Consider the following 18,448-nt stretch of genomic DNA (forward strand, 5'->3'; position numbering starts at 1 on the left):
GTTTTCTCCTGCTACAATAGCTGCTTCTCGGACACATCCTTAGGCGCGTAGCTCAGCTGGTTAGAGCACCACCTTGACATGGTGGGGGTCGTTGGTTCGAGTCCAATCGCGCCTACCAATTTCTGTTCCAACTTCCGGCCAACCACCGGGTCTGTTGAACAGAGCTTTCACCGGGTTCCCCGGTGTCTCAATCGTCCCTTGTGGTGATGCAGAAAAAGACCATGGCCATGTTGTTGTGCTACCTTGGCCGCTCTGCAATCCCATCTCCAATTTCTTGACAAGCGGTCCGATGAATACGCGATCAACGCTGGTTGATCGGGCTCATGCCGACATGCGCGTTGCTGCGCTGTTGCGGCAGGCTCCCATCGAGTTTGCGCGCGCGGTCTATGGCATTAACGACCATGCGGGCGGCCGCACCGACACGATGGCAGCGCGCGAAGTGGCGCGAGCCCTCCGACAAGGCGTGGCGGTGACCGAAGAACGCGCCGAACAGCGTGCTCGTGCTTATCTGCCGACCGTCGGGCAGGAGCACTGTCCGCGTTGCTGGGTGGTCTATGGTCACAAGAGCCCGCTTCGCTTTCGCGAGACAACCGAAGAACGCCCCGAAACAGCCGCTTGCCACGCATGCGGCGCAGAGTACGCGACATCGCGGGGCTGAAGTGCAGCGCGCGGTCAGGGTAAACCTTGTCGCGATGCAGCAAAACCGCTCCCTAGAATCGTCCGATGACATGGGCGTCCATGTGAAGGAGTCCGCAGTGCAGAGCAAGAAGTCCGGGGTCAAACCGGTACAGCGTGTGATCAAGAAGTACCCCAACCGAAGGCTCTACGACACCGAGACATCCACGTACATCACGCTGACCGAGGTGAAGCAGCTGGTCATCCAGAACGCCCAGTTCGTGGTGCGCGATGCCAAGACGGGTGATGACCTCACACGCAGTATCCTGCTGCAGATCATTCTGGAAGAAGAGGCGGGCGGCGCGCCGATGTTCACCGAGCAGGTGCTGGCCAACATCATCCGTTTCTATGGGCAGGCGATGCAGGGCTACATGGGGCCGTACCTCGAGAAGAACATCCAGGCCATGACCGAAGTGCAGGCCCAGCTCGCCGACAAGGCCGAAGGCCTGACGCCCGAGATGTGGTCGAAATTCATGACGATGCAGTCGCCGATGCTCCAGGGCCTCATGGGCAACTACGTCGAGCAATCCAAGAATGTCTTCCTGCAGATGCAGGAGCAGATGCAGAAAAACACCGAGCAGGTTCTGGGGGCCTTTGGCATCAAGCGTCCCTGAGTGCCTCCGGGCCGCGCCAAGGCGGGGCTTGCCCAATGATTGCCCGGCTGTCACCGATAGCTGGGACAATAGAGGGATATGAGCGAAGTTGCCTCCCCCGAACGAACGACCACGTCGACCGCCCCCAAGGTCGGCTTTGTGAGCCTGGGCTGCCCCAAGGCCCTGACAGATTCCGAACTGATCCTGACCCGGCTGAGCGCCGAGGGTTACCAGACCTCCAAGACTTTCGAAGGTGCCGATCTGGTGATCGTCAACACCTGCGGCTTCATCGACGATGCCGTGAAGGAAAGCCTGGACACCATCGGTGAAGCGCTGGCCGAGAACGGCCGCGTGATCGTCACCGGGTGCCTGGGCGCCAAGACCGGCGACCAAGGCGGCAACCTGGTGCGCCAGATGCACCCGAGCGTGCTGGCCGTGACCGGTCCGCACGCCACGCAAGAGGTGATGGATGCGGTGCATGTCAACCTGCCCAAGCCGCACGATCCCTTCATCGACCTGGTGCCGAACAACTTCGGCATCGCCGGCCTCAAGCTGACGCCGCGCCACTATGCGTACCTGAAGATCAGCGAAGGCTGCAACCACCGCTGCACCTTCTGCATCATCCCTTCGATGCGCGGCGACCTCGTGTCGCGGCCGGTGGGCGATGTGCTCGGCGAGGCCAAGGCCTTGTTCGAGGGCGGCGTGAAGGAACTGCTGGTGATCAGCCAGGACACTTCCGCCTACGGCGTCGACGTGAAATACCGCACCGGCTTCTGGGATGGCAAGCCGGTCAAGACCCGCATGCTCGAACTGGTGCGCACGCTCGGCGAAATTGCCGAGCCTTATGGCGCGTGGGTTCGCCTGCACTATGTGTACCCGTACCCGAGCGTCGATGAAATCATCCCGTTGATGGCGAGTGGCCAAGTGTTGCCTTACCTCGACGTGCCGCTGCAGCACAGTCATCCCGATGTGCTCAAACGCATGAAGCGTCCTGCGAGTGGCGAGAAGAACCTGGAGCGGCTCGCGCGTTGGCGCGAGGTGTGCCCGGAACTCGTGATCCGCAGCACTTTCATCGCCGGCTTTCCCGGCGAGACGGAGCAGGAGTTCGAGCATCTGCTCGACTTCATCCGCGAGGCCGAGATCGACCGCGCAGGTTGCTTTGCCTACAGTCCGGTCGAAGGCGCGACCGCCAACGACATTCCGGGCATGCTGCCCGAGGCCGAGCGCGAAGCACGTCGCGCCCGTTTCATGGAAGTGGCCGAAGCCGTGTCGATCGCCAAGTTGCAGCGCCGCATCGGCGCGACGATGCAGGTGCTGGTCGATTCCGCGCCGGGCATGGGCCGCAAGGGCGGTGTGGGGCGCACCTACGCCGATGCGCCGGAGATCGACGGCACCGTGCGGCTGCTGCCGCCCGAGAAGATCAGCAAGACGCTGAAGGTCGGTGAGTTCACTCGCGCGCGCATCGTCGGCGCCGAGGGCCATGACCTGATCGCATTGCCGATTTGATGATTCGAACAGGCAAGAAAAAAGCCACCGGATGCCGGTGGCTTCATTCGAAAGACCTGGTAGGGGTCTGCTTGACTTTGGTGCCCAGAAGAGGACTCGAACCTCCACGATGTTACTCGCTAGTACCTGAAACTAGTGCGTCTACCAATTCCGCCATCTGGGCATTTCAGGAAAGCCTACGAGTATACCAAATCGAACGCAGCAGTTTCGTCGCGACGAAGGAATTCGTGGGCTGTTCGATGCCGACTCGAACGCGAGCAGGCAAGAAAAAAGCCACCGGAGACCGGTGGCTTGAATCGAAAGACCCGGTGAGGGTCTGTTTAAACTTGGTGCCCAGAAGAGGACTCGAACCTCCACGATGTTACTCGCTAGTACCTGAAACTAGTGCGTCTACCAATTCCGCCATCTGGGCCCACATACCTGCAAAAGCAAGTACGTTTTGAATTTCAGGAAAGAAGGAGATCATATCAAAAATAATGTCAATTCCAGCGGCTTGCTGGACGAATTCGAAGGCACTGTTCAAGGACATCGTGACGGTCACGGCTTCGTGCAACGCGATGACGGCGAGGCAGACATCTACCTGCCCCCGAACGAGATGCGCGCGGTGTTGCACAAGGATCGCGTCAAGGCGCGCGTCGTGCGCCAGGACCGCCGCGGTCGTCCCGAAGGCCGCGTGGTCGAGATCGTCGAGCGTCCCGAGCAGCCGATCATCGGCCGCCTGTTGCACGAGGGCGGCATCTGGCTCGTAGCCCCTGAAGACAAGCGCTATGGGCAGGACGTCCTGATCCCCAAGGGCGCGACCGGTCCCGCCAAGGTGGGCCAGGTGGTCGTGGTGCAGCTCACAGAGCCGCCGGCACTGTTCGGCCAACCCGTGGGTCGCGTCAGAGAAGTGCTGGGCGAGATCGACGACCCCGGCATGGAGATCGAGATCGCCGTGCGCAAGTACGGCGTGCCGCACGAGTTCTCCGCGGAGTGCCTGGCCGAGGCCAAGGCCCTGCCCGAGAAGGTCCGCCCCGCCGACAAGAAGGGCCGCGTCGACCTCACCGACATTCCGCTCGTCACCATCGACGGCGAAGACGCCCGCGACTTCGACGATGCCGTGTACTGCGAGCCCGCCAAGGTGGGTCGCGGCAAGGGCTGGCGCCTGCTGGTCGCGATCGCCGACGTCAGCGCCTATGTGCAGACCGGCTCGGCGATCGACATCGACGCCTACGACCGCGCCACCAGCGTCTACTTTCCGCGCCGCGTCATCCCGATGCTGCCGGAGAAGCTGTCGAACGGCCTGTGCTCGCTGAACCCCGAGGTCGAGCGCCTGTGCATGGTGTGCGACATGCTCGTGGCTGCCGATGGCGAGATCTACGCATACCAGTTCTACCCGGCCGTGATGTTCAGCCACGCGCGCTTCACGTACACCGAAGTGGCCGCGATCCTGAGCAACACGCGGGGCCCGGAAGCTGCCAAACGCAAGGACCGCGTCAAGGACCTGCTGAACCTCGCCGATGTCTACAAGGCCCTGCTCAAGCAGCGCGGCAAGCGTGGCGCGGTCGACTTCGAAACCACCGAGACGCAGATCATCTGCGACGACGCCGGCCGTATCGAGAAGATCGTGCCGCGCACGCGCAACGAGGCGCACCGCCTCATCGAAGAAGCGATGCTCGCAGCCAACGTCTGCAGCGCCGATTTCATCGCCGAAGGCAAGCATCCGGGCCTGTTCCGCGTGCATGAAGGACCGACGCCGGAGAAAAAGGAAATCCTGCGCGGCTACCTCAAAGCCATGGGCGTGGGCCTCAGCATCACCGACGATCCGAAGCCCGGCGAGTTCCAGGCGATTGCCGAGGCCACCAAGGAGCGCCCCGACGCGCAGCAGATCCACACCATGCTGCTGCGCTCGATGCAACAGGCGATCTACACGCCATTCAACAGCGGCCACTTCGGGCTGGCCTACGAGGCGTACACGCATTTCACCAGCCCGATCCGTCGCTACCCCGACCTGCTGGTGCACCGCGTGATCAAGGCGATCCTCACCAAGACGCGCTACCAGTTGCCGATGCTGCCGACGCCGGGCGAGGCGCACGCCAAGCTGGCCAAGCGGCTCGCCTCGCGCGTGAAGGCGCCGACGACCAAGCCACAGAAGGCGACCATTGCGCCCACGAAGGAAGTGCTGGCCTGGGAAGCCGCGGGCCTGCATTGCAGCGCCAACGAACGCCGCGCCGACGAAGCCAGCCGCGACGTCGAGGCCTGGCTCAAGTGCAAGTACATGCGCGAGCACCTGGGCGAGGAGTACGGCGGCGTGGTCACTGCGGCCACCACCTTCGGCATCTTCGTCACGCTCGACGCGATGTACGTCGAGGGCCTGGTCCACATCACCGAGCTCGGCGGCGAATACTTCAAGTTCGACGAGATGCGCCAGGAACTGCGCGGCGAGCGCACCGGCATCCGCTATGCCATCGGCACGCGGGTGCGGGTGCAGGTGAGCCGCGTCGATCTGGACGGCCGCAAGATCGACTTCCGCCTCGTGCGCGAAGGCGAGGACCTCACGGCGCGCGCCATGAAGGACAAGGGTGCCGCATCCGGCGGCGTGCCGGTCAAGGCATCGGCCAAGCGCGGTTCGCGCCACAAGGCAGAGGCGGCCACCAGCGATCAGCGCGCGGAACGCAGCACGGCGGCCGTTGCCGCCGGGCCGCAGTCGGCGATGCAGGCCTTCAAGTCGGCGGTCAAGAAAGCCGCCAACAAGATGAAGGGGCGCAAGCCCCGCCGCGGATGACGCGCGGCAACCCCCAGAGACAGACAAGCCGAGAAGGAGACATTGAGCATGAGCGTTGAAAGCAACAACAAGGGCCGCATCGCGATCGTCACCGGCGCGGGCACCGGCATCGGCCGGGCCGCTGCGCTGGCGCTGCTGGGCGATGGCTGGAGCGTGGTCCTTGCGGGCCGTCGCCTGGAGCCGCTGGAGCAGGTGGCCGAAGAGTCGGGCGCCGGCGCGCGAGTCTTCGCTGTGCCGACCGATGTGTCGAATGCGGAATCGGTGCAGTCGCTCTTCGCCGCCACCGTGGAGCGCTACGGCCGCGTTGACCTGCTGTTCAACAACGCCGGCGTGGGCAATCCGCCGGGCCCGTTCGAGGACTGGACGCCCGCGCAGTGGCAGGGCGTGGTCGACATCAATCTCACCGGCATGTTCTTCTGCATCCAGCAGGCGTTCCGCACGATGAAGGTGCAGGTGCCGATGGGCGGCCGCATCATCAACAACGGTTCCATCTCGGCCACAGCGCCGCGTCCGAACTCGATTGCGTACACCGCAACCAAGCATGCGGTGGAAGGGCTGACCAAGACCGCGTCGCTCGATGGCCGCAAGTACGACATCGCCGTGGGCCAGGTCGACGTGGGCAACGCGATGACCGAGCTGGCCGCGCGCATGGCCAAGGGCGTGCCGCAGGCGAACGGCGAACTCGCGATCGAGCCGCTGATCGACGTCAAGATCGTGGGCCAGTCGGTGCTCTACATGGCGAACCTGCCGCTGGAAGCCAACGTGCTGTTCCACACCATCATGGCGACGAAGATGCCCTTCGTCGGGCGCGGCTAGAAAGCGGTCAGACAGGCGCCTGGCGCGCCAGCGTGCCCGCCGTGAGCGGGGCCGCATCGGCCGGCCAGGTGTCTGCAATGTGGCCGTGTTGCCAGACGGCTTCGCATGCCGCCTCGAAGGCCGGTTGCCCGGCTGCGAGGGCGGCGCCGATCATGCCGGCCAGCACGTCGCCGGTCCCGGCCGTTGCGAGCCGGGCGTTGCCCGTCAGGTTGAGCACCGGGGGCGCGCCGCTGTCGTCGGCGATCACCGTGCCCGAACCCTTGAGCACGGCGACCACGCCGAAGCGCGACGCGAGTTGGCGGGCTGCTGCCAATCGATCCGCCTGAACGTCGCCAGTTGTGCAGCCGAGAAGGCGCGCCGCTTCCAATGGATGGGGCGTGATCGCGGTCGGCCGCCCGCGCCGGGCGCGTGATGCCAGTTGCGTCTGCAAGGCGCTGTCGGTTGCGATGGCGTTGAGCGCATCCGCATCGAGCACCAGCGAAGCCGCCGTCGCCAGCATGCGCGGCAGCGCCGAGCGAACGTCCGTGCCGCCGCCACAACCGCAGACTGCGGTCATGCCCGAGAGGTCGAGCGCGTTGGCGTCGCGGAGCATCAACTCGGGTTGCGCCGTGTCCACCGGCGCGGCGCTGGGGTCTAGCAACCCGACGAACACCCGGCCCGCACCCGCGTGCAGCGCAGCCGATCCGGCCAGCAACGCGGCGCCCGCCATGCCCGACGCGCCTCCGATCACCGCGACATCGCCATAGCTGCCCTTGTGCGATGCGTGGGTGCGGGCCTGCGCCTTGGGGGCGCCTGCCAGGCGCGCGGTCGGTGGCTCGGCGGTGTGGCGGCAGCCCAGGTCGTCGAACCACACCGCGCCTGCCGCGTCGCGGCCATGCGCCGTGAAGAGACCGGGCTTCAGGGTCAGGAAAGTCACGCAGAACCGGGCCGTGTTTGCATGGGCGCCGGTGCTGCCGGACAGCACGCCCGTGTCCGCGTTCAGCCCGGACGGCACATCGACGCTGAGCACCGGCTGGCCCTTTGCATCCATCTCGCGCAGCCACTCGGCCATGACGCCCTCGGGCGGCCGGGTCGATCCGATGCCCAGCAGCGCATCGATCGCCAGCTCGTATTCGGCCGGCGGCTTCTGCGCAAAGATGACGCTGGCGTCGCGGGCGCGCTGCAGCGATGCCTTGGCGTCGGGCGGCAGCCGGCTCTCGTCTCCCGCGAAGGTGACGATCGGCATGAAGCCCCGGTGCTGCAACTGCGCCGCGGCTTCGAAGCCATCGCCGCCGTTGTTGCCCGGCCCGCAGGCGATCCAGACCGTGCGCGCATGTGGCGCGATCGCCATCGCGAGCCGCGCCACGGCGAGGCCGGCGCGCTGCATCAGCGTGTGGGCGGGCAGGGCGGCGGCTGCGGCCTGCTCGATGCGGCGCGTGGCCGCGATGTCGAACAGGTCGGCGACGGTGGCGGAGGTGATGCGGTGCATCGAGGCATTTTGCCGTCCTATGATCGACGGATGAAGCTCAAGAGCCTTGGCTGGCTGCTGGTCCTGCTGCTGGCGGGGATCGTCTTTTTCCTGGCCGCGACGATGGCATGGATCGCAGGCCTGGCGTGGTCGCTCGGTTTGCTGGGCCTCGTGTGGGGCACGTTCCTGCTGGCTGAAGTGAAGCGCTGGGTGCCGCTGCGCGACGTGGCCTGGGTCGCAGGCGTGGCCTATGGCGTCGGCGTGATCCGGTGGTTCGACCTGCCGGTAGAGGGGCTGTCCTTCACGCAGCGCTGGCTGATGATCGGCGCCGGTCTGCTGTGCCTTGTTTTCTTTGCGTTCGTGGCACCGGCGCTGTTGGCATGGGTCGCCCAGAAACTCAGGCCACCCGCGGAGCCCGACCTGCCGGTGAGCTGCCGCCGAGCCCTGACATGCTGCAGCGGTGGAACCCTAGAGATTGAGGCGCTCGACGCCCAGGCCTTCCAGATCGACGCCCGGGTCGCGTCCGCCGATCAGGTCGCCCAGCACGCGCGCACTGCCGCACGACAGCGCCCAGCCGCTCGAGCCGTGCCCGAGGTTGAGCCACACGCCGGGGATGCCGCTGGCGCCCAGCACCGGCGGTCCATCGGGAAGCATCGGCCGCGCGCCTTTCCATTGCTGTACGCCCGATTGCAGCGTGGCCGCACCTGGAAACCAGTCGTGCAGCACCTTGTAGAGCGTCTGGATCGCGGCCGGACTCATGGTGTCGAGCGAGCCGCCGATCTCGGCGCTGCCGGCGACGCGCACGCGCTGGCCCAGGCGCGAGATGGCAACCTTGTAGCGCTCGTCCATCACCGCACTGCGCGGCGCATTGAGCGGCTCGCGCACCGGCGCGCTGACCGAATGGCCGTAGACCGGCGCGAGCGGAATCCGCAGGCCCAGCGGCCGCAGCAGCGTTGCAGAGGCCAGGCCGGCGCACACGATCACGGCATCGAAGCGCAGCGCTTCGGAGCCGCTCGCGAGCGACAGCGAAGTGGGCGCCGCGCGGCTGAGCGGCGCGATGTCGCAGTTGAAATGAAACTGCGCGCCGAGCGCTTCGGCCTCCCACTTGAGCAGCAGCGCGAACTGGCGGCAGTTGGCGACTTCGTCTTCCGGCAGGTGGATGGCGCCTGCCAGTGGCGTGTCGGCGTTGAGTGCTGGTTCGATCCGGCGGGCCTCGTCGGCATCGACTTCGCGAAACACGCTGCCGGCCGTGCGCAGCACCTCGAGGCCAGGCTGGATCAGCTTTTTCTCGCGCTTGGAGCGCAGCAGCACGAGATAGCCGTCGCTGCGCTCGTAGCTGAGCTCGCGCGCCTCGGTCACCTCGTGCAGCCGGGTGCGGCTGTAGAAAGCGAGGCGCTGCATGCGGGCGCGGTTGGCGAGGTAGGTTTCGAGCTTGCAGGCCTTCTGCCAGCGCGACATCCAGCCGAGGTCGCGTGCCCCCAGAGGCCAACGCAGCTTGATGGCGCCGTGCGAGGAGAGCAGCGAGCGCAACACCTTCATGCGCATGCCCGGCGCGGCCCATGGTGTGACGTAGCCCGGCGCGACGACGCCGGCATTGGCGAAGCTGGCTTCTTCGGCCGCGGCGCCGCGGCGCTCGAACACGGTCACTTCATGGCCGTCGGAGACCAGTTCCCAGGCGGTGGTGACGCCGATGATGCCGGCGCCCACGATCGCGATTTTCATTGATTGTTCAGAGGTAAAAGAGACGGCTGACGCCCGTGAGGGGGCGTGGGCAGCTATTGGTTTTGCAGCGCTCGCTCCGCCTGCAGGGCGATGGCGAGCACGGCGTCATCATGCAGCGCGGCGTGCCACAGCATCAGGCCGACCGGCAATTCGCCGGCGGCGTGGCAGGGCAACGAGATGGCGCAGCCGTCGAGCATATTGACGATCGACGGGTTGCGCAGCAGCAGCGCATTGACGCGGAAGAATTCATCGTCGCGCTCGGCACCCGGTGCCACGCTGGCGATGGATGGCGCTGTGATGGGCACGGTCGGCGAAAGCACTGCGTCGAAGGGCGCAAGCGCTGTCTCGACGCGGGCGATCCAGGCGCGGCGGGCGTTGAGCAGGTCGATGTACTCGTGCGCCTTCATCGTGGCGCCGCGCAGGATTCGCTGGGCCACGCGCGGGTCGTAGCCCGCGCCGCTGCGCTCCAGCAGCAGGCGGTGCCAGGCGTGGGATTCGGCCGCGGAGAAGCCGCCGGTGGCATTGATGGATTGCAGCTCGGCCAGCTCGGGCAGTTCGATTTCCTCGATGCGGGCGCCTGCGGCGCGAAGCGCTTTCAGCGTGCGCTCGAAGGCGGTGGCCACGACGGGCTCGATGCCGTCGAAGAAGACGTTCTTCACGACGGCCAGCTTGTAGGCGGCGAGTGGGGCCGTACCGGCCGTCACGCGGCGTGCCGAGAGGATCTCGTGCGCGGTGATCGCATCGCGCACAGAGCGCGTCATGGCGCAGACGGTATCGAGCGTGGTCGACAGCGGCAGCGCGCCGTCGACCGGCACCAGGCGGGCCGTGTTCTTGAAGCCGACGATGCCGTTCAGCGCCGCCGGGATGCGGATCGAGCCACCGGTGTCGGAGCCCAGGCCGATGAAGGCGGCACCGCTGGCCACCGAGATCGCCGCGCCCGAGGAGGAGCCGCCCGGGATGCGCGGGGTGGCCTTGTCGCTCACATTGGCTGGCGTGCCGTGATGCGGATTGACGCCCACGCCCGAGAAGGCGAACTCGCTCATGTTGGTGCGGCCCGTGAGCACGCCACCCGCAGCGCGGAGCCGCGCCACCGCGACGGCGTCCGCCTTGGCCGCCGGTGCATGGGACAAGACGACAGACCCTGCGGGCGTCGGTTGGCCAGCGATGTCGAACAGGTCCTTGGAAGTGAAGGCGAGTCCGGCGAGCCTGCTTTCGGGATTCGCCTTGGCGGCATCCCGGCGGGCCTCGTCGAACATCGTGCGGGTGAAGACGTGGGCGCAGGCCGGGGACTGGGAGATTTCGATGGCGCGCTCCATTTCGGTGCGTACATCGGAGCCACCTGCCTGAAGGGTGAGACGGGTGGCGTGAAGGTCGTTCATGGGTGACTGCGGGTGCCGCGGGCGGCTCGGTTTCAAGGGGGAAAGAGGGGCTGCGGCCGTGCTATACTCTTTGGGTTTCGCTGGTCGAGCGACGGCTCCCGTTGCATCCAGTCAAACACATCCGCAAACCAGCCCAATCAAGGTGTTGTGACTCCATTCGAAAGGAGCGCAAAACGGGCTGGATTTTAGACCCAACCTTTGGAGTAATTTCTAATGTCTACCACCATGCGCGAAATGCTGGAAGCCGGTGTCCATTTCGGTCACCAAACCCGCTTCTGGAACCCCAAGATGGCTCCGTTCATCTTCGGCCATCGCAACAAGATTCACATCATCAACCTGGAAAAGTCGCTCCCGATGTTCCAGGACGCGATGAAGTACGCCAAGCAACTCACGGCCAACCGCGGCACGATCCTGATGGTCGGCACGAAGCGCCAGGCTCGTGAAATCGTCGCTGCGGAAGCCCGTCGCGCCGGCGTGCCTTTCGTCGACACCCGCTGGCTCGGCGGCATGCTGACCAACTTCAAGACCGTCAAGACCTCGATCAAGCGTCTGAAGGACATGAAGGCCCAGCAGGAAGCCGGCCTCGACAGCCTGAGCAAGAAGGAGCAACTGACCTTCTCGCGCGAAATCGCGAAGCTCGAAAAGGACATCGGCGGCATCCAGGACATGGCTGCATTGCCTGATGCCATCTTCGTGATCGACGTGGGCTTCCACAAGATCGCCGTGGCCGAAGCCAAGAAGCTCGGCATTCCGCTGATCGGCGTGGTGGACTCCAACCACTCGCCCGAAGGCATCGACTACGTGATCCCCGGCAACGACGACTCGTCCAAGGCCGTCACGCTGTACGCGCGCGGCATCGCCGACGCGATCATCGAAGGCCGCAACAGCGCCACCGGTGACGTGGTCAAGGCCATCGCCGAAGGCAACAGCGACGAATTCGTCGAAGTCGAAGAAAGCGCTTCGGCCTGATCGGTTCTCTCGCGAGCCTGAAGAAGGGGCTTTGGTGCCCCTTTTTTTTAACCTGATTTTTGGATTTACGGAGATACACAAATGGCTGCAATCACCGCAAGCATGGTCGGCGAACTGCGCGCAAAGACCGACGCGCCGATGATGGAATGCAAGAAGGCCCTGACCGAGGCCGACGGCAACATGGAAAAGGCCGAAGAGCTGCTGCGCATCAAGCTCGGCAACAAGGCTGGCAAGGCATCGGGCCGCATCACGGCCGAAGGCGTGGTCACGGCTTTCGTCGACGGCGCTGCCGGCGGCATGATCGAAATCAACTGCGAAACCGACTTCGTCACCAAGAACGACAGCTTCCTGGCTTTGGCCAACGCTGCCGCGATGCTGGTCGCCAAGAACAACCCCGCAGACATCGCTGCGCTGGGTGCCCTGGCCTACGAGCAGGACGGCTTCGGCCCCACGCTCGAAGACGTGCGCAAGGGCCTGATCGGCAAGATCGGCGAGAACATGAGCTTCCGCCGCTTCAAGCACTTCGCGGGCAACGGCAAGCTGGCTTCGTACCTGCACGGCACGCGCATCGGCGTGATGGTCGAGTTCGAGGGCGACGACACGTCGGCCAAGGACGTCGCGATGCACATCGCCGCCATGAAGCCGGTCGCCATCCAGGCATCGGACGTGCCTGCCGACCTGATCGAAAAAGAGCGTGCCGTTGCTGCTGGCAAGGCTGAAGAAGACCGCAAGACGGCCGAGGCCGAAGGCAAGAAGCCGCAGCCGGCTGATATCGTTGCCAAGCGCATCGAAGGCGGCGTGCAGAAGTACCTCAAGGAAGTCTCGCTGCACAACCAGCCGTTCGTGAAGAACGACAAGCAGACCGTCGAGCAGATGCTCAAGGCCGCCAACACCTCGATCAAGGGCTTCACCCTGTACGTGGTCGGCGAAGGCATCGAGAAGAAGGTCGACGACTTCGCTGCCGAAGTGGCCGCGCAAGTCGCGGCGGCCAAGGCTGCTGCTTAAGCCATAAGGCTTCCAACGACGGCGCGTGCTCGCGTGCCGTCGTTTTTTCATCGCTACGTTTTACACTCGTCACTGCCAACTCAAAGGAAATTGCCCATGTCTGATGCCCGCCCAGCCCACAAGCGAATCTTGTTGAAGCTGTCGGGAGAGGCACTGATGGGCGACGACGCCTTCGGCATCAACCGCGCGACCATCGTGCGCATGGTGCAGGACGTGGCCGAGGTCGTGAACATGGGCGTCCAAGTGGCGGTCGTGATCGGCGGCGGTAACATCTTCCGCGGCGTCGCGGGCGGCTCGGTCGGCATGGACCGCGCCACGGCCGACTACATGGGCATGCTGGCCACGGTCATGAACTCGTTGGCGTTGGCCGACGCGATGGACAAGCAAGGCCTTGTGGCCCGCGTGATGTCCGCCATCGCGATCGAGCAGGTGGTCGAGCCCTATGTGCGTCCCAAGGCCCTGCAGTACCTCGAAGAGGGCAAGGTCGTGGTGTTCGCGGCAGGTACCGGCAACCCGTTCTTCACCACCGACACGGCCGCTGCGCTGCGCGGTGCCGAGATCGGCGCCGAGCTGGTGCTCAAGGCCACCAAGGTGGACGGTGTCTATTCCGCCGATCCCAAGATCGATCCCCACGCAACGCGCTACGTCTCGCTCAGTTTCGACGAGGCGATCGCAAAGAATCTCGGCATCATGGACGCCACGGCCTTCGCGCTGTGCCGCGACCAGAAGTTGCCGATCAAGGTGTTCTCGATTCTCAAGAGCGGCGCGCTCAAGCGCGTCGTGATGGGCGAGGACGAAGGCACGCTGGTGCATGCCTAGGAGTATTTGAGATGACCATTGCAGACATCCGCAGTGCGACCGACGCGAAGATGAATCAGTCGCTCGCCGCATTCCAGAACAACCTCACCAAGATCCGCACGGGCCGCGCCAACTCGGCGCTGCTCGACTCGATCCATGTCGAGTACTACGGCTCGCAGGTGCCGCTGAGCCAGGTGGCCAACGTGTCGGTGCTCGATTCGCGCACCATCAGCGTCCAGCCCTGGGAAAAGGGCATGGGCGCCAAGATCGAGAAGGCCATCCGCGAAAGCGACCTGGGCCTGAACCCCGCGTCGATGGGTGACCTGATCCGCGTGCCGCTGCCTGCCATGAGCGAAGAGCGTCGCAAGGAAATGACCAAGCTGGTCCGCAACGAAGGCGAGACCGCCAAGGTCGCCACGCGCAACCTGCGCCGCGATGCGAACGAGTCGGTCAAGAAGCTCGTGAAGGATAAGCTGGCGTCCGAGGACGACCAGAAGCGTGCCGAAGCCGATATCCAGAAGGTCACCGACCGCCATATCGCCGAAATCGACCGCCTGGTCGCGGCGAAGGAAGCGGAGATCATGGCCGTTTGAGGCCTGCCATGGCCTCTTCGCCGCCGCGCATTCCCCACCACGTTGCCATCGTCATGGACGGCAATGGCCGTTGGGCGACGCGGCGGTTCCTGCCTCGCGTGGCGGGGCACAAGCAGGGCGTCGAATCGCTGCGCCGCTGCGTCAAGGCCTGCGCCGACCGCGGTGTGGGCGTCCTCACCGTGTTCGCGTTCTCCTCGGAGAACTGGAACCGCCCCCCCGAAGAGGTCTCCGGCTTGATGTCGCTCATGGTGGGCGCGCTGGCGCGAGAGGTGCCGCGCCTGAGCCGCGATGGCGTCCGGCTGCATTTCGTCGGCGAACGCGGCGGCCTGTCCGCCAAGCTGGTGGCCGGGTTGGTCAGTGCCGAAGAGGCGACCGCGCGCAACACGCGGCTCGTGCTCAACATCTGCTTCAACTACGGCGGGCGCTGGGACATCGCCCAGGCCGCGGCCAAGCTCGCCGAGCAGGGCCTTCCGATGACCGAGATGAACATGGACCGCGCGATGGCGCTGGCCCATGTGCCCGACCCCGACCTGTTCATCCGCACCGGCGGCGAGCAGCGGCTGTCGAATTTCCTGCTCTGGCAAAGTGCCTACGCCGAGCTGTTCTTCAGCGACAAGCTCTGGCCCGAATTCGACGAGGCCGCGCTGGACGCGGCCATCGCCGCGTTCCAGAGCCGCGAACGCCGCTTTGGCCAAACCTCGGCACAGGTCTCGACGGCTGCGGCCTGAGAAGGCCTTACAACCTCCCGCATGCTCAAACAACGCATCCTCACGGCGATCGTGCTGCTCGCGATCCTGCTGCCGGCGCTGTTCTATCGAAACTACATTCCATTCGCCTGCGTGATGCTCGTGCTGATCGGCGCGGCTGCATGGGAATGGGGGCGCCTGAACGGCTACGGGGAGGGCATGTCGCTGTTCCTCGGTGCCGAGATGGTCGCGCTTTGCGGGCTTTCGTGGTGGCTGGGTCTGCTCGAGCAACCGCTGGTCCTGATGTGGACCCTGGCCAGCGCGGCCTGGGTGCTGGGCGGTGCGGCGCTCCTGCGCGTGGCGGTGCCGGGCTGGCCTCGCATTCCGCGCGGGCTGCGTCTGGTCGGCGGCCTGTTGGCGCTCTGGGTTGGGTGGCTTGCCGCGGTGCAGGCGCGCATGGTCGGCATCAACTTCCTGCTGTCGATCCTGGTGCTGGTCTGGGTGGCGGACGTGTTCGCCTATTTCGCGGGCCGTGCCTTCGGGCTGAAGTTCACCCGCGGCAAGCTGGCTCCGGCGATCAGCCCGGGCAAGAGCTGGGAGGGCGTGTGGGGCGGAATGATCGGCGTCATCGTGCTGGCCTTTGCCTGGGTCTACGCCGACAAGGCGCTCGGCGCGACGGTGCCCAGCCTCTACACCCGCCTGAACGAACGCGGCTGGTGGCTGCTGCTGATCGGCGCGGTATTCCTCGCCGCGATGAGCGTCGTGGGCGACTTGGTCGAATCGCTGATCAAGCGCAGCGCCGGTGCCAAGGACAGCAGTCGCCTGCTCCCCGGCCACGGCGGCGTGCTCGACCGCGTGGATGCCCTCTTGCCGGCACTTCCCATTGCCATGATGCTGGCTTTCCTGTGAACACTCCCAAACAACGCGTCACGGTGCTCGGTTCGACCGGGTCGGTCGGCGTGAGCACGCTCGACGTCATTGCGCGGCACCCCGATCGCTTCGAGGTCTTTGCGCTCTCCGCTGCCACCAAGGTCGATGAGATGCTGGCGCAATGCGCGCAGTTCTCGCCCCGGTTCGCCGTCATGGCGAGCGCGCCGCATGCCGCATTGCTGGCCGAAAAGCTTAAGCAGAACAGCCTGCGCACCGCTGTGCTGACGGGCGAGGATGCTATTGAAAAGATAGCTTCGCACGAAGAAGTCGATGCCGTCATGGCGGCCATCGTCGGTGCTGCCGGGCTCGGCCCATGCCTGGCCGCCGCGAAGGCCGGCAAGCGCCTGCTGCTGGCCAACAAGGAAGCCCTGGTGGTCGGCGGCGAGCTGTTCATGCAGGCAGTGCGCGAGGGCGGCGCCACGTTGCTGCCGATCGACAGCGAGCATTCGGCCATCTTCCAGTCGCTGCCCGAAGACCCGTCCACCTGGGCGCGTCGCATCGACAAGATCATCCTGACCGCCTCAGGCGGTCCGTTCCGCACCCGCGCGCCCGAAACCCTGGGGGCAGTGACGCCCGAACAGGCCTGCGCCCATCCGAACTGGGTCATGGGTCGCAAGATCTCGGTCGACTCGGCCACGATGATGAACAAGGCGCTCGAGGTGATCGAGGCGCGCCACCTGTTCGGCGTGTCGCCCGAGCAGATCGAAGTCGTCATCCATCCGCAGAGCGTGGTGCATTCGATGGTGCAGTTCACCGACGCCTCGGTCATCGCCCAGCTCGGCACGCCCGACATGCGGGTGCCGATCGCGGTCGGCCTGGCCTGGCCCGAGCGCATCGAGAGCGGGGCGGCACGGCTCGATTTCCGCCAGATGGCGTCGCTGACCTTCGATGCGCCCGACGCGGCGCTCTTCCCCGGCCTGGGTCTTGCGTGGCACGCATTGCGCGCCGCACCGGGTACGACGGCGGTGCTAAACGCGGCCAACGAGGTTGCCGTCGAGGCCTTTCTGGACCGGCGCCTGCGTTTCGACCGCATTCATGCGGTCAACATGGAAACTTTGGAGGCCGTCGCTCCCTCCAAGCCGGCATCGCTGGCCGACCTGCTGGCGCTCGATGCCAGCGCCCGTGCGGCGGCCAATGCCGCTGCGCTGCGCTTCGCAGCCTGACTTCCCCCATTCGTTGAGGATCCGATGCTCACTGTCATAGCCTTCGTGGTTGCACTCGGTGTCCTCATCGCCGTGCATGAATACGGTCACTACCGCGTGGCCGTTGCTTGTGGCGTCAAGGTGGAGCGCTTCTCGATCGGATTCGGCAAGGCACTGTTCCGCTGGCAGCCCAAGCGTCAGCATCCGGGGCAGCAGACCGAATTCGTCATCGCTGCCTTTCCGCTGGGCGGCTACGTCAAGATGCTCGACGAGCGCGAAGGGCCGGTGGCTCCCGAAGAGCGGCATCGGGCCTTCAACACCCAGCCCCTGAGATCGCGCGCGGCCATCGTGGCGGCCGGGCCCATCGCCAACCTGTTGCTGGCGATCGTGCTTTACACGGCCGTCAATTGGATCGGCGTGGAAGAGCCGGTTGCCAAGCTGGCGCGGCCGGTGGCGGCTTCGCTGGCCGAGGCTGCAGGCCTGCGCGGTGGTGAACACATCATGCGCGCTGGCTTCAACGGCGATCTGACACCGGTCCAGTCCTTCGAGGATCTGCGCTGGCGCATGACGCAGGGCGCGCTCGACGCCCGCGATCTCACGCTCGAAGTGGACGGCGAGGACGGCAAGTCGGCGCGCCAGCTGGTGCTGCCGCTCAGTCGGATGGAGGCCAAGGACGCCGATCCGCAGATGTTCCGCAAGATCGGCATTCTCGCCCCCCTGACCCGGCCGGAAATCGGCGACGTCATGGCCGGCGGCGCCGGCGAGCAGTCGGGCCTGCGCAAGGGCGATCTGGTACGCGCCATAGGCGATACGGCCATCTACGACGGACAGCAGCTGCGCGAGGTGATCCGCGCCTCGGTCGACGGCGACCAACCGCGCACGCAGGCTTGGGAGATTCAACGCGGTGGCCAGTCGCTCATGCTCGAGGTGAAGCCCGAGATACGCGAGGAGGGCGCCACCAAGGTCGGCCGGATCGGCGCGTACGTCGGTGCACCCCCGGACATGGTGACGGTGCGCCAAGGGCCGGTCGACGGCGTCTGGCGCGGCGTGGTGCGTACATGGGAGATGTCCGCGCTGACCGTGCGCATGATGGTCAAGATGGTGACCGGACAGGCGTCGCTGAAGAATCTGAGCGGTCCGCTGACGATTGCCGACTATGCGGGCAAGTCCGCGAGCCTTGGCCTGACCCAGTACCTGATCTTCCTCGCGGTCATCAGCGTGAGCCTGGGTGTGCTCAATCTCATGCCGCTGCCGGTCCTCGATGGAGGACACCTGATGTATTATCTTTGGGAGGGCCTGACCGGCAAAAGCGTTTCTGACGCCTGGATGGAACGGCTTCAGCGCGGCGGTGTCGCCTTGCTGCTGGTCATGATGTCGGTCGCACTTTTCAACGACGTCACGCGGCTCTTTGGTTAACTTTCTG

At 65.6% G+C, this 18,448-nt stretch carries 16 protein-coding genes and 3 tRNA genes; 13 read left to right on the forward strand and 6 right to left on the reverse strand.

Annotated features, from left to right (window positions below):
* The first annotated feature begins 41 nt into the window (after positions 1 to 41).
* Positions 42 to 118: transfer RNA gene (locus ACSFA7_RS05460), tRNA-Val, on the forward strand.
* A gap of 183 nt (positions 119 to 301) precedes the next feature.
* Here ACSFA7_RS05460 and ACSFA7_RS05465 read toward each other — a convergent pair.
* Positions 302 to 532 carry a hypothetical protein gene (locus ACSFA7_RS05465; RefSeq protein ID WP_435498434.1) on the reverse strand — a complete coding sequence of 77 codons (231 nt, stop codon included), beginning with the start codon at positions 530 to 532 and terminating at the stop codon, positions 302 to 304.
* A gap of 196 nt (positions 533 to 728) precedes the next feature.
* Here ACSFA7_RS05465 and phaR point away from each other — a divergent pair, with 196 nt between their 5' ends.
* On the forward strand, positions 729 to 1,289 hold the full coding sequence (gene phaR / locus ACSFA7_RS05470) for a polyhydroxyalkanoate synthesis repressor PhaR (RefSeq protein WP_013541748.1): 561 nt from the start codon (positions 729 to 731) through the stop codon (positions 1,287 to 1,289).
* A gap of 78 nt (positions 1,290 to 1,367) precedes the next feature.
* Positions 1,368 to 2,774, forward strand: coding sequence for a 30S ribosomal protein S12 methylthiotransferase RimO (gene rimO, locus ACSFA7_RS05475; RefSeq protein ID WP_435498435.1), 1,407 nt, complete (start codon positions 1,368 to 1,370; stop codon positions 2,772 to 2,774).
* Positions 2,775 to 2,852: 78 nt separating this feature from the next.
* Here rimO and ACSFA7_RS05480 read toward each other — a convergent pair.
* Together ACSFA7_RS05480 and ACSFA7_RS05485 are read right to left on the reverse strand one after the other, a co-directional pair.
* A tRNA-Leu gene (locus tag ACSFA7_RS05480) sits at positions 2,853 to 2,937 on the reverse strand.
* 164 nt (positions 2,938 to 3,101) lie between these two features.
* Positions 3,102 to 3,186: transfer RNA gene (locus tag ACSFA7_RS05485), tRNA-Leu, on the reverse strand.
* 81 nt (positions 3,187 to 3,267) lie between these two features.
* Here ACSFA7_RS05485 and rnr point away from each other — a divergent pair.
* Together rnr and ACSFA7_RS05495 are read left to right on the forward strand one after the other, a co-directional pair.
* Positions 3,268 to 5,538: a ribonuclease R gene (rnr, locus tag ACSFA7_RS05490; protein WP_435498436.1), complete on the forward strand. Its 2,271-nt coding sequence runs from the start codon at positions 3,268 to 3,270 to the stop codon at positions 5,536 to 5,538.
* Positions 5,539 to 5,586: 48 nt separating this feature from the next.
* On the forward strand, positions 5,587 to 6,354 hold the full coding sequence (locus ACSFA7_RS05495; protein WP_435498437.1) for an SDR family oxidoreductase: 768 nt from the start codon (positions 5,587 to 5,589) through the stop codon (positions 6,352 to 6,354).
* A 7-nt stretch (positions 6,355 to 6,361) separates the two neighbouring features.
* Here ACSFA7_RS05495 and ACSFA7_RS05500 read toward each other — a convergent pair whose 3' ends face one another.
* From ACSFA7_RS05500 to ACSFA7_RS05510, 3 genes are all read right to left on the reverse strand, one after another.
* Complete coding sequence (locus tag ACSFA7_RS05500; protein ID WP_435498438.1) at positions 6,362 to 7,822, reverse strand: NAD(P)H-hydrate dehydratase; 1,461 nt, start codon at positions 7,820 to 7,822, stop codon at positions 6,362 to 6,364.
* 447 nt (positions 7,823 to 8,269) lie between these two features.
* A complete protein-coding gene (locus tag ACSFA7_RS05505; protein WP_435498439.1) occupies positions 8,270 to 9,523 on the reverse strand; it encodes a D-amino acid dehydrogenase in 1,254 nt (417 codons plus the stop codon).
* Between the two features lie 53 nt (positions 9,524 to 9,576).
* On the reverse strand, positions 9,577 to 10,902 hold the full coding sequence (locus tag ACSFA7_RS05510) for an amidase (protein ID WP_435498440.1): 1,326 nt from the start codon (positions 10,900 to 10,902) through the stop codon (positions 9,577 to 9,579).
* A 213-nt stretch (positions 10,903 to 11,115) separates the two neighbouring features.
* Between ACSFA7_RS05510 and rpsB the strand changes: the two genes are divergently transcribed.
* From rpsB to rseP, 8 genes are all read left to right on the forward strand, one after another.
* On the forward strand, positions 11,116 to 11,871 hold the full coding sequence (gene rpsB / locus ACSFA7_RS05515; RefSeq protein ID WP_435498441.1) for a 30S ribosomal protein S2: 756 nt from the start codon (positions 11,116 to 11,118) through the stop codon (positions 11,869 to 11,871).
* An 81-nt stretch (positions 11,872 to 11,952) separates the two neighbouring features.
* Positions 11,953 to 12,876, forward strand: a complete 924-nt coding sequence (tsf, locus tag ACSFA7_RS05520) for a translation elongation factor Ts (RefSeq protein ID WP_435498442.1) — start codon at positions 11,953 to 11,955, stop codon at positions 12,874 to 12,876.
* Positions 12,877 to 12,972: 96 nt separating this feature from the next.
* Positions 12,973 to 13,695 (forward strand): UMP kinase, encoded by a 723-nt coding sequence (pyrH, locus tag ACSFA7_RS05525; RefSeq protein WP_206179018.1) that lies wholly within the window; start codon positions 12,973 to 12,975, stop codon positions 13,693 to 13,695.
* Between the two features lie 11 nt (positions 13,696 to 13,706).
* Positions 13,707 to 14,267 carry a ribosome recycling factor gene (gene frr / locus ACSFA7_RS05530; RefSeq protein ID WP_206179019.1) on the forward strand — a complete coding sequence of 187 codons (561 nt, stop codon included), beginning with the start codon at positions 13,707 to 13,709 and terminating at the stop codon, positions 14,265 to 14,267.
* Between the two features lie 8 nt (positions 14,268 to 14,275).
* A complete protein-coding gene (uppS, locus tag ACSFA7_RS05535) occupies positions 14,276 to 14,995 on the forward strand; it encodes a polyprenyl diphosphate synthase (protein ID WP_435498443.1) in 720 nt (239 codons plus the stop codon).
* Positions 14,996 to 15,016: 21 nt separating this feature from the next.
* The gene (locus ACSFA7_RS05540; RefSeq protein WP_435498444.1) at positions 15,017 to 15,862 is read left to right on the forward strand and encodes a phosphatidate cytidylyltransferase; all 846 of its coding nucleotides are present in this window, start codon (positions 15,017 to 15,019) and stop codon (positions 15,860 to 15,862) included.
* Entirely contained in the window at positions 15,859 to 17,046 is a 1,188-nt protein-coding gene (gene ispC, locus ACSFA7_RS05545; RefSeq protein ID WP_435498445.1) for a 1-deoxy-D-xylulose-5-phosphate reductoisomerase, read from the forward strand. Before ACSFA7_RS05540 ends, ispC begins: the two co-directional genes overlap by 4 nt.
* A gap of 24 nt (positions 17,047 to 17,070) precedes the next feature.
* Positions 17,071 to 18,441, forward strand: coding sequence for an RIP metalloprotease RseP (gene rseP / locus ACSFA7_RS05550; RefSeq protein ID WP_435498446.1), 1,371 nt, complete (start codon positions 17,071 to 17,073; stop codon positions 18,439 to 18,441).
* Positions 18,442 to 18,448: the final 7 nt, after the last annotated feature.

The organism is Variovorax trehalosi (genome assembly GCF_051216415.1).
Lineage (GTDB): Bacteria > Pseudomonadota > Gammaproteobacteria > Burkholderiales > Burkholderiaceae_C > Variovorax.